The sequence below is a fragment of the Ruegeria sp. YKSD163 genome, from assembly GCF_059612905.1.
This window is the reverse complement of record NZ_JBXWRM010000007.1, coordinates 135,131-148,378: the sequence shown is the minus strand read 5'-3', so window position 1 is coordinate 148,378 and position 13,248 is coordinate 135,131. Positions and strand designations below refer to the sequence as shown.

General features: G+C 64.6%; 13 protein-coding genes. 6 read left to right on the top strand and 7 right to left on the bottom strand.

All coding sequences use genetic code 11. The features are described 5' to 3' along the window. Positions 1–6: 6 nt before the first annotated feature. The 4 genes from AC2FNA_RS11530 (at position 7) to AC2FNA_RS11515 (ending at position 6,295) form a co-directional block, all read left to right on the top strand. On the top strand, positions 7–1,335 hold the full coding sequence (locus AC2FNA_RS11530) for an amidase (RefSeq protein ID WP_496826626.1): 1,329 nt from the start codon (positions 7–9) through the stop codon (positions 1,333–1,335). A 108-nt stretch (positions 1,336–1,443) separates the two neighbouring features. Further along, positions 1,444–2,625: an aminotransferase class I/II-fold pyridoxal phosphate-dependent enzyme gene (locus tag AC2FNA_RS11525; RefSeq protein WP_496826624.1), complete on the top strand. Its 1,182-nt coding sequence runs from the start codon at positions 1,444–1,446 to the stop codon at positions 2,623–2,625. Between the two features lie 14 nt (positions 2,626–2,639). Next, positions 2,640–5,660, top strand: a complete 3,021-nt coding sequence (locus AC2FNA_RS11520; protein ID WP_496826622.1) for a DNA translocase FtsK — start codon at positions 2,640–2,642, stop codon at positions 5,658–5,660. Between the two features lie 38 nt (positions 5,661–5,698). Continuing rightward, positions 5,699–6,295, top strand: a complete 597-nt coding sequence (locus AC2FNA_RS11515) for a LolA family protein (protein ID WP_496826620.1) — start codon at positions 5,699–5,701, stop codon at positions 6,293–6,295. Positions 6,296–6,316: 21 nt separating this feature from the next. Here the strand turns inward: AC2FNA_RS11515 and AC2FNA_RS11510 are convergent, their stop codons facing one another. Beyond that, entirely contained in the window at positions 6,317–6,907 is a 591-nt protein-coding gene (locus AC2FNA_RS11510) for a transglycosylase SLT domain-containing protein (protein WP_496826618.1), read from the bottom strand. A gap of 61 nt (positions 6,908–6,968) precedes the next feature. Further along, positions 6,969–7,850: an AEC family transporter gene (locus AC2FNA_RS11505; RefSeq protein WP_496826616.1), complete on the bottom strand. Its 882-nt coding sequence runs from the start codon at positions 7,848–7,850 to the stop codon at positions 6,969–6,971. An 84-nt stretch (positions 7,851–7,934) separates the two neighbouring features. On the opposite strand from AC2FNA_RS11505, the gene hspQ reads away from it, so the two are divergent. After that, on the top strand, positions 7,935–8,261 hold the full coding sequence (gene hspQ / locus AC2FNA_RS11500; RefSeq protein ID WP_044028741.1) for a heat shock protein HspQ: 327 nt from the start codon (positions 7,935–7,937) through the stop codon (positions 8,259–8,261). A 33-nt stretch (positions 8,262–8,294) separates the two neighbouring features. Here the strand turns inward: hspQ and AC2FNA_RS11495 are convergent, their stop codons facing one another. From AC2FNA_RS11495 to AC2FNA_RS11485, 3 genes are all read right to left on the bottom strand, one after another. Next, the gene (locus tag AC2FNA_RS11495; protein WP_496826615.1) at positions 8,295–9,872 is read right to left on the bottom strand and encodes a gamma-glutamyltransferase family protein; all 1,578 of its coding nucleotides are present in this window, start codon (positions 9,870–9,872) and stop codon (positions 8,295–8,297) included. Between the two features lie 259 nt (positions 9,873–10,131). Beyond that, positions 10,132–10,581 (bottom strand): ATP-binding protein, encoded by a 450-nt coding sequence (locus AC2FNA_RS11490; RefSeq protein WP_496826613.1) that lies wholly within the window; start codon positions 10,579–10,581, stop codon positions 10,132–10,134. A 21-nt stretch (positions 10,582–10,602) separates the two neighbouring features. Further along, complete coding sequence (locus AC2FNA_RS11485) at positions 10,603–10,941, bottom strand: STAS domain-containing protein (RefSeq protein ID WP_496826611.1); 339 nt, start codon at positions 10,939–10,941, stop codon at positions 10,603–10,605. A gap of 98 nt (positions 10,942–11,039) precedes the next feature. Here AC2FNA_RS11485 and AC2FNA_RS11480 point away from each other — a divergent pair, with 98 nt between their 5' ends. Beyond that, positions 11,040–12,212 carry an acetyl-CoA C-acyltransferase gene (locus AC2FNA_RS11480; RefSeq protein ID WP_496826609.1) on the top strand — a complete coding sequence of 391 codons (1,173 nt, stop codon included), beginning with the start codon at positions 11,040–11,042 and terminating at the stop codon, positions 12,210–12,212. Between the two features lie 42 nt (positions 12,213–12,254). On the opposite strand, the gene AC2FNA_RS11475 is transcribed toward AC2FNA_RS11480, so the two are convergent. After that, a complete protein-coding gene (locus AC2FNA_RS11475; protein ID WP_496826607.1) occupies positions 12,255–12,875 on the bottom strand; it encodes a LysE family translocator in 621 nt (206 codons plus the stop codon). A gap of 4 nt (positions 12,876–12,879) precedes the next feature. Next, positions 12,880–13,245 carry a hypothetical protein gene (locus AC2FNA_RS11470; protein WP_496826605.1) on the bottom strand — a complete coding sequence of 122 codons (366 nt, stop codon included), beginning with the start codon at positions 13,243–13,245 and terminating at the stop codon, positions 12,880–12,882. Between the last annotated feature and the right edge of the window lie 3 nt (positions 13,246–13,248).

The following is a 13,248-nucleotide window of genomic DNA, read 5'->3' as shown; positions in this document are numbered from 1 at the left end:
GGTAAGATGAGCGATTGGCTGACCATGACGGCAAGCGATCTGGGGCGCGGTATCGCGGCGGGCCGGATCGACCCGGTCGCTTTGACCGAATGCTATCTGGACGCGATCGAGGCCCATCCCGACCGCGACCGCATCTATGCCCGCATCACCGCCGACCGCGCCCGGGCCGAGGCGTGCGCCGCCGCCGAGCGCGCCAGGCTGGGCCTGCGCCGGTCGTTGTTCGATGGCGTACCGCTCAGCTGGAAGGACCTGTTCGACAGCGCGGGCGTGGCCACCGAATCCGGTTCGGCCCTGCTCGCGGGACGCGTGCCCGAGGCGGACGCCCTGGTGCTGCGCAATGCCACCGCTGCCGGCGCTGTCTGCCTGGGCAAGACCCATATGAGCGAGCTGGCCTTTTCCGGTCTGGGCCTCAACCCTGTCACCGCAACCCCGCCCAACCCGCATGATCCGGCCTGGGTGCCGGGCGGGTCCTCTTCGGGTGCGGCGGCCTCGGTCTCGTTTGGTCTTGCCGCCTGTGGCATCGGCTCGGATACCGGTGGGTCTGTTCGCATCCCCTCGGCCTGGCACGATCTGGTTGGGCTCAAGACCACTTCGGGGCGGCTCAGCCTCGAAGGGGTGGTGCCGCTCTGCCTGAAATTCGACACGGTCGGCCCGCTGGCCCGCTCGGTCGAGGATGCGGCCGAGGCGCTGGCTCTGCTTGAGGGAGGGCGCGCCGCCGACCTGCGGGGCGTATCGCTCAAAGGGTGCCGTCTGGCCGTGCTGCAAACCGTGGCGCTGGATGATCTGCGTGAGGCGCCGGGCGCGGGGTTCGAGTCGGCGCTGACGCGTCTGTCCGCCGCAGGGGCCGAGATCGTGCCCCTCGATGTGCCCGAACTGGTCGATGCGATGGCCCTGTCGGGTGTTCTCTATACCGCCGAGGCCTATGGCCTGTGGCGCGATGTGATCGAGGCCAATCCGGATGCCATGTATGACCAGATTCTGGAACGGTTCCGCGCCGGTGCTGGTTTCTCCGGCCCTGATTATGTGGCCGCCTGGGCGCGGCTGGAAACCTACCGCGCCGCTTGGGACAGTGCGGTTGCCGGGTTCGACGCGGTGCTTATGCCCACCGCACCAATCCTGCCGCCCGACCGTGACCGGCTGCTCAGCGACCACGACTATTACGTGTCCGAAAACCTGCTGGCGCTGCGGAATACCCGCATCGGCAACCTGATGGGCCTGTGTGGGCTGAGCCTGCCCACGGGCATGCCGGCCTGCGGTTTGATGATGCTGGGGCGCCCGGACGGCGAAGAGGCGCTGTTGCGCGTGGGCGCGGCGGCAGAACACGCGCTGACCTGAATGCCACAATTCCCTGCGCAGGCAACGCTTTGTCTGGACGCACGCGGGGATCGTCTGTACTTTGGTTTGCAAACGGGGCGTTGACGATCCCGACACGAGGCAGACCAGATGAATTTCCCCGAGCGGTTTTCGAACCTACCGGCATATGCATTCCCGCGCCTGCGTGCGTTGCTCGACCACCATCCGGCGGGCGGCGAAGTCGTGCATATGACCATCGGCGAGCCCAAGCACGATTTCCCGGCCTGGGTTACCGAAGTGATCGTCGAGAATGCCCATCTGTTCCAAAGTTATCCGCCGAACGAGGGCTCACCCGAGTTGCGCGGCGCGATCACGGACTGGATCGCGCGCCGCTATGGCGTGACGCTCGACCCCGAGAAAAACGTGATGGCGCTGAATGGCACGCGCGAGGGTCTATACAACGCTGCCATGGCGCTCTGCCCTGAGCAGAAGAACGGACAGCGGCCAATCGTGCTGTGTCCGAACCCGTTCTATCAGGTCTATATGGTGGCTGCGATCTCGGTCGGTGCCGAGCCGCATTTCGTGCCCGCCACCGCCGCCACCGGCCATCTGCCCGACTACGCCAGCCTGCCCACCGAGGTTCTGAACCGCACCGCCGTGGCCTATATCTGCTCTCCGGCCAACCCGCAGGGTGCAGTCGCCAGCCGCGCATATTGGATGGAACTGATCGGTCTGGCCGAACAATACGATTTCCGCATTCTCGCCGACGAGTGTTACTCCGAGATCTACCGTGACACGGCGCCCACGGGCGCGCTGACCGTCGCCCAAGAGATGGGCGCCGATCCCGAACGGGTGGTGCTGTTCAACTCGCTGTCGAAACGTTCGAACCTGGCGGGCCTGCGCTCGGGCCTGATCGCAGGTGGGCCGGAAACGCTGAAACATGTCAAGCAGTTGCGCAACTATTCCGGCGCGCCACTGCCGGGGCCGTTGCAGGCAGCCGCGGCGCGGGTCTGGGCAGACGAGGCGCATGTCGCCGAGAACCGCCTGCTCTATCAGGAGAAATACGCGTTGGCCGATCAGGTCTTTGCCGGGGTGCAGGGCTATCAGCCGCCCGAGGCCGGGTTTTTCCTTTGGTTGCCGGTCGATGACGGCGAGGCGGCGGCGCTCAAGGCATGGCGCGAAACCGGCGTCCGGGTGCTCCCTGGCGCCTATCTGGCACAGGGAAAACCGGGGCAGAATCCCGGAGAGACATATATCAGGGTCGCAATGGTGGCCCCAAAACAAGACTTGCAGCGCGGGCTGATCGCCCTTCGCGACTGCATCTATCGCTGAGGTTCGAGGGTAGCATGGCATCATATCACGCACGCAATCGCGATCCGCTTCTGGACAGCAACATGCAGGCCGCCATCGAGCGGCGCGGGAAAGAGTTGCTGGGGCTGGCGCTGATCGTGCTGGGCCTCCTTGCTGCGGCGATGGTGGGCACCTATACGCCCGACGACCCCAACTGGATGGTATCGACCGATGCGCCAGTGCAGAACTGGACCGGGAGGATTGGTGCGTCGATCGCGGCGCCGCTGTTCATGATCGTCGGTGGCGGCGCCTGGGGCATTCCGCTGGTGCTGGTCGCCTGGGGGCTGCGCTTTGCCCTGCATTCGGGCGAGGATCGGGCGATGGGCCGGTTGGTCTTCATGCCGATCTGGATCGCGGTCGTGTCTGTCTATGCCGCCACTCTTGTTCCGGGCGAGGCCTGGCGCGCGACGCACAGTTTCGGACTGGGTGGTCTGTTTGGCGACACCGTGATGGGGGCGCTGCTGACGCTGGTTCCGCTGGGGTCACATCTGATGGTCAAGTTGACCTCGCTGGCAATGGCTGTGGTCATGCTTGCGATGGCGGCCTTTGTGCTGGGGTTCACCTGGCCCGAGATACGGCGCGGCTTGCGTCACGCGATGGTGGGGGCGATCATTGTCTACGGCGGCTTGATGACGCTGCTGGGTCGTGGCGCATCGGCCGGGGTCGCGGCGGCGCGGGCGCGTCAGGCGTTGCGGGCCGAACGGCGCGAGGCGGCGCGGTTGGCCGCCGAAGAGGCCAGGTTCGCCGAAGAGGCCGCCTATGCCGAGACTTTGGTAGAGGAAGAGACGGTTCCCGAACCGGCGCCGCAACCCAAGCCCAGCCTGCTGGCGCGGGTGCCGGGGCTGATCCGTCGACCCGAACCGATGCCGCAGCCGGAACTGGTCGAACCCGAACCGGTGCAGGGTTATGACAAGATGCCGGGGACCGAGCGTATCCAGTCCAAGATCGCTGCCGCCGTGCGCAGCCGCAAGGAGGCCGCTGGCGTGGTCGCGCCGCCGCCCGATCCGCAGCGACCGCTGACCAAGGGACGCGGGCGCGGTCCCGACCCGCTTTTGCTGGACACCCGTCGCCGGGGTGATCTGCCGGCCGAGCCCCCGGTGACTGCCCCTCAGGCCCCGCAGGCAGCGCCGGTGTTCCCGCCGGTCAAGAGCCCGGCAACGCCCGAGTTGCGCGCTCCGGCGCCGGGTGCCGCGCCGCTGTCCACCCCGCTTTCGGTGGTCCCTGACATGGTCCGGGCCTCGGACTTTCAACATCTGACCGCGGAAGAGTTCGACCAGGATTGGGAACCCGTGGACAGTTTCGAAGCCGGACAGCCACCCGCGAACGATGCACCGGGGCAAGCGACAGCCAGGACCATTCAACCGCAACCGATACCCAACATTCCGGCAGCACAGCCACGCAAGCCGGTCGTGGCGCAGCCGGTGCGGCGCAACCCGGTACCTTCGCGCCGTGCGCAGGCCGAGGCGCAGCCGACGCTTGCCTTTGAAGAACCCGCCGTCGCCTTTGAACTGCCGCCCTTGAACCTGCTGGCCAGCCCCACCAGCATCCAGCGTCACCACCTCAGCGACGAGGCGCTCGAAGAAAACGCGCGCATGCTGGAAAACGTGCTGGACGATTATGGGGTGAAGGGCGAGATCGTCTCGGTCCGGCCCGGTCCCGTCGTCACCATGTACGAGCTGGAACCAGCGCCGGGTCTCAAGGCCAGCCGCGTCATCGGTCTGGCCGATGATATCGCGCGCTCGATGTCGGCGCTTTCGGCACGGGTCTCGACCGTGCCGGGCCGCTCGGTCATCGGTATCGAACTGCCCAATGAACACCGCGAAAAGGTGGTGCTGCGCGAAATCCTCGCCTCCCGCGATTTCGGCGATAGCAACATGAGCCTGCCGCTGGCGCTGGGCAAGGATATCGGCGGTGACTCGGTTGTGGCCAACCTTGCCAAGATGCCCCACCTGTTGATCGCGGGCACCACCGGTTCGGGTAAATCGGTGGCGATCAACACCATGATCCTCAGTCTGCTCTACAAGCTGACGCCCGCCGAATGCCGGCTGATCATGATCGATCCCAAGATGCTGGAACTCTCGGTTTATGACGGCATTCCGCATCTCCTCTCTCCCGTGGTGACCGACCCGAAAAAGGCCGTCGTTGCCCTGAAATGGGTGGTGGGCGAGATGGAGGACCGCTATCGCAAGATGTCCAAGATGGGCGTCCGCAACATCGAAGGCTTCAACGGCCGCGTCCGCGAGGCACTGGCCAAGGGCGAGATGTTCAGCCGCACGGTGCAGACCGGCTTTGACGACGAGACCGGCGAACCGGTGTTCGAGACCGAGGAATTCCAGCCCATCCCGCTGCCCTATATCGTCGTCATCGTCGACGAGATGGCCGACCTGATGATGGTCGCGGGCAAGGAGATCGAGGCCTGTATCCAGCGTCTGGCCCAGATGGCGCGGGCCTCGGGTATCCACCTGATCATGGCGACCCAGCGCCCCTCGGTCGATGTGATCACCGGTACCATCAAGGCCAACTTCCCCACCCGGATCAGCTTCCAGGTGACATCGAAGATCGACAGCCGCACCATCCTGGGCGAGATGGGCGCCGAACAGCTTTTGGGGCAGGGTGACATGCTGTATATGGCGGGCGGGGCCAAGATCACCCGCTGCCACGGCCCCTTTGTCAGCGACGAAGAGGTCGAAGAGATCGTCAACCACCTGAAGCAGTTCGGCCCGCCCGACTATATCGGTGGCGTGGTCGAAGGCCCGGACGATGACAAGGCAGACAATATCGACGCGGTGCTGGGGCTGAACACTGGCGGCAACACCGATGGTGAGGACGCGCTGTACGATCAGGCGGTGGCCATCGTCATCAAGGACCGCAAGTGCTCGACCTCCTACATTCAGCGGAAACTCGCCATCGGCTATAACAAGGCCGCCAGGCTGGTCGAGCAGATGGAGGACGAAGGCGTTGTTTCTTCGGCAAATCATGTGGGCAAACGCGAAATCCTGGTGCCGGAGCAGGGGTGATCTTCTCCGGCGCCGGGTGAATGCTTATCTGGGGTGACATGAAACGGATTGCAATCGCACTTGCGCTGACCCTGGTCGCGCCGGCAGCCTGGGCGGCGGACAAGCTGCCTTTGGCTGAAATATCGACCTATCTGAACGGTCTCAAAACCGTTCAGACCACGTTCACCCAGATCAACGATGACGGCTCGCTGAGTACCGGCAAACTGTGGCTGCAACGGCCTGGACGAATGCGGTTCGAATACGACCCGCCCGACCGTTCGGTGGTGCTGGCCAAGGGCGGCACCGTGATCATCCACGACCCCAAGTCGAACCAGCCGCCCGAGCAATACCCGCTGAACCGCACGCCCTTGTCGATCGTGCTGGCGCGGACGGTGGACCTGGACCGAGCCAATATGGTGGTGGGGCATGCCTTTGACGGTACCGCCACCGTGGTCACCGCGCAGGACCCAGAGAACCCCGATTACGGGCGTATCGACCTCAGCTTTACCGGCGATCCGGTCGAATTGCGCAAATGGGTGGTCCATGATGGCGCCGGGTCGCGCACCACGGTGATCCTCGGGCAACTGACCAAGGGCAACAGCCTTAATCAGAACCTGTTCATCGACGGTCAGCCGGGCATCTCGGTCAACCGCTGAGCTTTGACAGAGACTGCCGGATCAATTCCGATAGCGGCGGCAGCTCGACAGCTGCCGCTGATACATGTTGGCCCGTGCCGCTACATCGTCGGCAGTGCGCAGCAACCAGGACTTTCCGTTATGGCTGCCACGGGCATATCCTGCATGCCCTTCGTGATAAGCCAAATACTGGTTGCGCGCATCTCCCAGCGAAATGCCGTTCTTCTCGCGCGTCTTGTTCATGTACCAGCCGATGAAATCCGAGGCGTCCTTGATCCGGTCGCGTTTGGCGCCGCGCCGCCCGGTTTCCTTGCGATACTGATCCCAGGTTCCGTCCAGCGCTTGGCTGTAGCCGAAAGCGCTGCTTTGCCGGCCAACCGGGATGACGCCCAGCACGAACTGGTGCGGCGTGCGCGCGTCGGATCGATACCGGCTTTCGTAATAAATGGTCGACATCTGGACATGCACGGGCACGCCCCATTTGCGTTCCGTCTGCTTGAACGCCTTCATGTATTCGGGGCGCTCGCCCGCGATACTGCATGCATCATCCAGATTGCGCGGCGGGTTTTTCGACCCACCGCTGCACGATACCAGCAACAGCACCGCAACCAGCGCGCAAAGAGATCTGCTCATCTGCCTCTTGCCTTTTTTCCGGCATTCTAGCGCATTCGGGTGGGCGATGGAATCACATTCGCTAGAGCACAGCAGCCAGAACCAGAGGCAAGGCCCCGACCGCCAGCAGGGTCGAGACCATTACCATCCCGGCCACCGCCTCGGCATCGGCGCCGAATCGTTCGGCTAGAAGATAGGCCGAAACCGCCGCGGGGACCGACATCTGAACCACCAGTACCCCAAGTGCAGGGCCGCTTCGCCCAAAGCCTTGCGCGACAAGCCAGCCGATCGGGAAACAGACCGCCAGTTTTAGCACCGAGAGTCCGACCGCCTGTCCGATCCGTCGGATCGACAGGCGGGCAATCGCCACACCCAGCGTAATCAGCATCAGCGGTACCGCCATCTGGCCGATCAGTTCCAGCGCGTTGGTCAGAAAGCGCGGGGTCTGCCAGCCCTGGGTCAGGAACAACGCCCCCAGCAGCGTTGCCCAGACCATCGGTTCGCGCGCGACCTTGGACAGCGATCCCTGACCCGCGACGACGTGGATGCCATAGGAAAACGACCAAAGCGCACTGTGCGAAAAGAACACCACCGCATAACTCAACCCTTCGACTCCAAAGGCGAACATGCACAATGGCAGGCCCAGATTGCCGGTATTGCCGAACAGAAGCGGCGGCAGATAGGTACGCCGGTCCAGCCCGCTGGCCCGCACGATCAGTCCGAACACCACGGTCAGCGCCAGAATCGCCAGCGCCGAGGCCAGCGTGAAGCGGCTGAGGTCTCCGCCCGGTATGTCTGTCTTCATCAGCGCGACGAAGATCAGGCAGGGCACAGCCAGCATGGTGCCCAACCGGGTGACGAATTGCAGCCGGTACTCGAAGCCAAGCCGAACCCAGCCAAACCCGACCGCGGCGAGCAGAAAGACAGGGGCAACGATTTCAAGCACTGTCACGGCAAGGTTCACAGACTGTTTCCCTTAATTTTCGATCAATTGTTGGACACCGGGTGACGGTTGACGGTACTAATTGCACTAGGGGCTGAAATGACAATGATGAAATCACACGCCAAATATCATTTGGGGCAAGTGGTCCGTCATCGGAAACACCCGTTCCGGGGTGTCGTTTTCGATGTGGATCCGCAATTTGCCAACACCGAAGAGTGGTACCAGGCTATCCCCGAGGATAGCCGGCCGCTCAAAGAGCAACCGTTCTACCACCTGCTCGCCGAGAACGACCAGAGCTACTATGTGGCCTATGTGTCCGAGCAGAACCTGATCGCCGACTATTCTGGCGAGCCGGTGGACCACCCGGATATTCCCGACATGTTCGGGCCATTTCAGGACGGAACCTATCCGTTACACTTCCAGTTAAATTGACGGCTTGTCCGATTGGGGCTGTGCGCGCGGGGGTCAATACCCCAGCGCGCAGCCATCCTTGCGTGGGTCGCTTGCGGCCTCCAGCACGCCGTCTGGGCGGATGCGAATAGCCTGTGCGCCGCCCAGCGGTACCTCGGGTGTCACGATCTTGTGCCCCTTGTCGGCCAGCGTCTGGCGCACCGCCGCTGCGTATCCGCGTTCCAGCTTCAACTCGCCTGCATCGGCAAAGGCGCGGGGCGCATCCATGGCGGTTTGCAGGTCCATCCCGAAGTCGACCAGGTTCGAGACGAAGCGCGCATGACCTGACGGTTGAAAGGCACCACCCATCACGCCGAACGGGGTCAAGATATCTGCCCCCTCGCGCAGCATGCCCGGAATGATGGTGTGCATGGGGCGCTTGCCGCCCGCCATCTCGTTCGGGTGGCCCGCTTGCAGGGTGAACCCGGCGCCGCGGTTTTGCAGCAGAATTCCGAATTTCTCGGAGGCAATGCCAGACCCGAAACCGTGAAAGATGGAATAGATCAGCGACACCGCCATACGGTCGCGGTCCACCACGGTGATATAGATCGTGTCCTTGTGCACTGCCTCGGTCAGCGGCGCGGCAGAAGCCATGGCGCGGTTCGGGTCGACCAGCGCCGCCAGCCTGGCCGCGGTGTCCGGGGACAGCATGTGTGCAAGGCCCTTGGTGTGGTCGAGGTCGGCCAGAAACCGGTTGCGAGCGTCATAAGCCAGCTTGGCGGCCTCTGCCTCGATATGGATGCGGTCGGCGCCCAGCGGGTCCATCGCTGCGATGTCGAAATGCGACAGGATGTTGAGCAGCAGGATCGCCGTGGCGCCTTGGCCGTTGGGCGGATGCTCGACCAGTTCGGCCGATTTGTAGGGGCCGGAAACGGGTTTGGTCGGGGTGCAGGTCGTGGCCGAGAAATCTTCGGCCCGGTGCGGACCACCCAGGGCGTTCAGTGCCGAAAGCATGTCCTCGGCCACCTCGCCGGTATAGAACCCGTCGCGCCCGTGGCGGGCGATGCGGCGCAGCACCTCGGCCTGACCGGGGGCGGCAAAGATCTGGCCTGTCACCGGCGCGCGCCCGTCCACCAGATAGTGTTTGCGGGCCGCGCCCTGCAGGATGCCTGCATCCCGTGCCCAGTCGAACGCCACGCGCGGGGCCACCGGAACGCCGCGCTCGGCATATTCGATGGCGGGTTGCAAAAGGGTGTCGAGGCTCAGCTTGCCCTCGGTTTCGGCCAGATGGCAGAAGGCGTCGATGGCGCCGGGAATGGTGACCGCATGGGGGCTGCGAAGCGGTACCCGATCCAGTCCCTGATCGCGCAAGGCAGCGGCGTTGGCCCCGGCCGCAGCGCGACCCGAGCCGTTCAGGGCGCGGATCTGGTCCTCGCCAGGACGGGTATACAGCACGAAACAGTCGCCGCCGATGCCGGTCATCTGTGGTTCACAGATGCCCAGCACAAGACCCGCCGCCAGCGCCGCATCCATAGCATTGCCACCCCGTCTGAGCAGATCGACCGCCACCTGGGCGGCCAGTGGGTGCGATGTGGCGCACATTCCCTCGGTGGCGAAAACCTGGGATCGTCCCGGCATGTGAAAATCGCGCATTGCGGTGTCTCCCTCGTGCTTTCGCGACACTAGGCGGCGAGCACAGGAAATCAATCCGTTGTTCCGTATGAACGGGCGCGACAGGCTGAGAAACCGGCAATGTCCTGGGGGAGGGTAGTCCTCGGCGCCGCGCACTGGGTGGGGGCTGAAACGCGCAACGCCGAGGGAAGCCATATGCAGCTACAGGTTCGTTTCTGACCTGCCATTGCGGCATGAGTTCGGAGTCAATAAGGCAAGATTGTGTCGCGCCAGAGTTTGTTCACGAAATCTGCGGGAGGTCGAACCGCAGGGACAGCAGATTGCTGTTCTTGCGTCGTTCATATCGAATCTCGCTGACCAATTGGCGGATCAGAAACCAGCCAAAGCCCCCTTCGGGCAGATCGGCTAAGTCGGTCTCGACACTGGCGGGCTCACCTTTGGGCAACTGTCCGTCGGGTAGCGGGCGGCCGTGGTCCGAAATACGGATCAGCAGTTTGTCGTTGCGTATCTGGCACCGGATGCGGACCTGACCCGGTTCAATGTCGGCATAGGCATGTTCGACCACATTGTTGATCGCTTCGGCCAGCGCGATTTCCACATCGCCGGCCCGTTCCTCGGACAGGCCGCGCTGGCGCAGCTGGGTCGCAACCGCGCGAATCCCCTCTCGCGCCTCCATCTCGGTGGCTCGGAAATTCAGGGCAAAGCCTTGCCGATCCGCGTTGAACTGCACGGCGCCAGCCTCCCGGGCGGGTTAATTCGGGCGTACCGCAAGCGCGTCGTCGAGCGTTGCGAACAGATTGAACACGGTATCCATGCGGGTCAGGCGAAACACCTTGTCCACGACCGGGGTAAGCCCGGCGAGGTCCAGCCGCCGGTTGCCGCCGAGTTGCTTCATCGAAGCGACAATCGCGCCCAGCCCGCTCGAATCGATGAAGGTGACCTGCGACAGGTCGAGAATCACGTGATCGGGTCCCGCTTCGGTTTCGCTGCGCATGTCTTCCTTGAACTGGATCGCCATGGCGGCATCTATTCGTTCTACATTCACGGTGATCACCCTTGTGTCACCGGCCACGGTGCTGGTCAGACTCATACTCCCACTCCTCGGGTGGCTACTTTTCGCCGCACGAGGGTAGACGGCAATTCTTACCATTCGGTATTCAGGCACAGAGCTTTCCTCAGGAGGACAGGATGAAAGAAGTTGTCATCGCCGGTGCCGCGCGCACACCGATGGGCGGGTTTCAGGGCATGTATGACGGTGTCAGTGCCGCCGAACTGGGCGGCGCCGCGATTCGCGCCGCGCTGGCCGGGGCAGGGGCCGCCACCGTGGACGAGGTGCTGATGGGCTGCGTCCTGCCCGCCGGTCAGGGACAGGCCCCCGCGCGCCAGGCAGGCTTTGCCGGTGGCCTGGGCGAAGAGGTGCCCGCCACCACGCTCAACAAGATGTGCGGCTCGGGCATGAAGGCGGCGATGATTGCCTTTGACCAGATCGCGCTGGGCCATACCGACACAATGATTGCGGGCGGGATGGAGAGCATGTCGAATGCGCCCTACCTGCTGCCCAAGATGCGCGGCGGCGCCCGCATCGGCCATGGTCAGGTGATCGACCACATGTTCCTCGACGGGTTGGAGGACGCCTATGATAAAGGCCGCCTGATGGGCACCTTTGCCGAGGATTGCGCCGAACATTACCAGTTCACCCGCGAGGCGCAGGACGACTATGCGCTGCGCTCGCTGCAAAACGCGCTGGATGCGCAGGCCTCGGGCGCCTTCGACGGCGAGATTGCCGCCGTTACCGTCAAGACCCGCAAGGGCGAGGTGGTGACCGATGCCGACGAACAACCCAAAAGCGCCCGGCCCGACAAGATCCCGACGCTGAAACCCGCCTTCCGCAAGGATGGCACCGTGACCGCGGCCAATGCCTCGTCGATCTCGGACGGTGCCGCCGCCCTGGTGCTGGCCTCGGCCGAGGCCGCCGCCGCCCAGGGCCTGACCGTGCGCGCCCGCATCCTGGGGCATGCCAGCCATGCCCAGGCGCCGGGCTGGTTCACCACCGCCCCGGTTCCGGCCGCCAAGAAGCTGCTCGCCAATATCGGCTGGAGCGTCGAGGATGTGGACCTGTGGGAAGTGAACGAGGCCTTCGCCGTGGTGCCGATGGCCTTCATGCATGAAATGGGCCTGTCCCGCGACAAGGTGAACGTCAACGGCGGCGCCTGCGCGCTGGGTCACCCGATCGGCGCATCGGGCGCACGGATCATGGTGACGCTGCTCAATGCGTTGGAAAAGCGCGGGCTGAAGCGTGGCGTTGCCGCGATCTGCATCGGCGGCGGCGAAGGCACCGCCATCGCCATCGAGCGGGTCTGACCCTTTGGAAACGTGGCGCGCCGGAGCGATCCGGCGCGTTCCTCAGATCTCGGCGCGGCGCATCAACGCAAGCGACCCGGCAACCCCGATCATCGCCAGCCCGCAGAACCGGCCCAGCCGCTGCCCCGCCACGCGTCCGCCCTGGTGCCGCGAACAGGCGCCAACAGCGGCATAAAGGCTCATCACCAGCAGATCGGTCGCCACGAAGAGCGCCGCCAACACCAGATATTGCCGGGTCGCAGGCTGGCTGGGGTCAATGAACTGCGGCAGCAGAGCCGCAAAGAACAGATAGCCCTTGGGGTTGGTCACCGCGACCAGAAAGCTGCGGCGAAACACTGTTGCGGCCGGCTCCTGCGGGACGCTCTCCGTCGCGCCGGGCGGCGGCGCCCCTCGTATCAACCGGAACCCGAGATAGGCGAGATAGGCCACGCCCGCCCATTTCACCAAACCGAACAGCAGGGCCGAGGCACTCAGAACCGCCCCCAGGCCCAGCGCCGCCGCCGTGATCAGCAGGATGTCCGACAGGGCCGCTCCTGCGATCCCGGGCGCCGCGCCGCGCATGCCGCCCCGCGCCCCGTTGCCCAGTGCCAGCAAAACGGTCGGCCCGGGGGTGGCGATGGCGGCCAAGGCGGTCAGGACGAAACCGACAAGCATCAGGTCCATCAGCTCAGACCCCTTGCCGCGACATCGCAGGGAACAGGCGCACCAACACCGTGATCGCGGCCAGCTGCGCGGCGATCACGGCGGGCCAGATCAGCGGGAACTGCGGGTCGAGGTATTTCTGCGGCCCAAACGAGACCAGCGCACCCAAAACGGCGAGCAGGGCCATCACCCGCCCGGCGCGGCTCTCTCCCAGCACAATCGCCGCAACCGCCGCCGAGACCGAGACGCCGATGAACGGCCCGATGCCAAAGAGCGGCGTTGCAACGGGCGGGTGCGGCGGCACCCCGGCATAAAGCGAAAACAGCATGATCAGCTGCAACAGGATCAGTACCACAAGGGCAGCAAGGCGGGGGCGGTCGGTCTGGGTCATGTC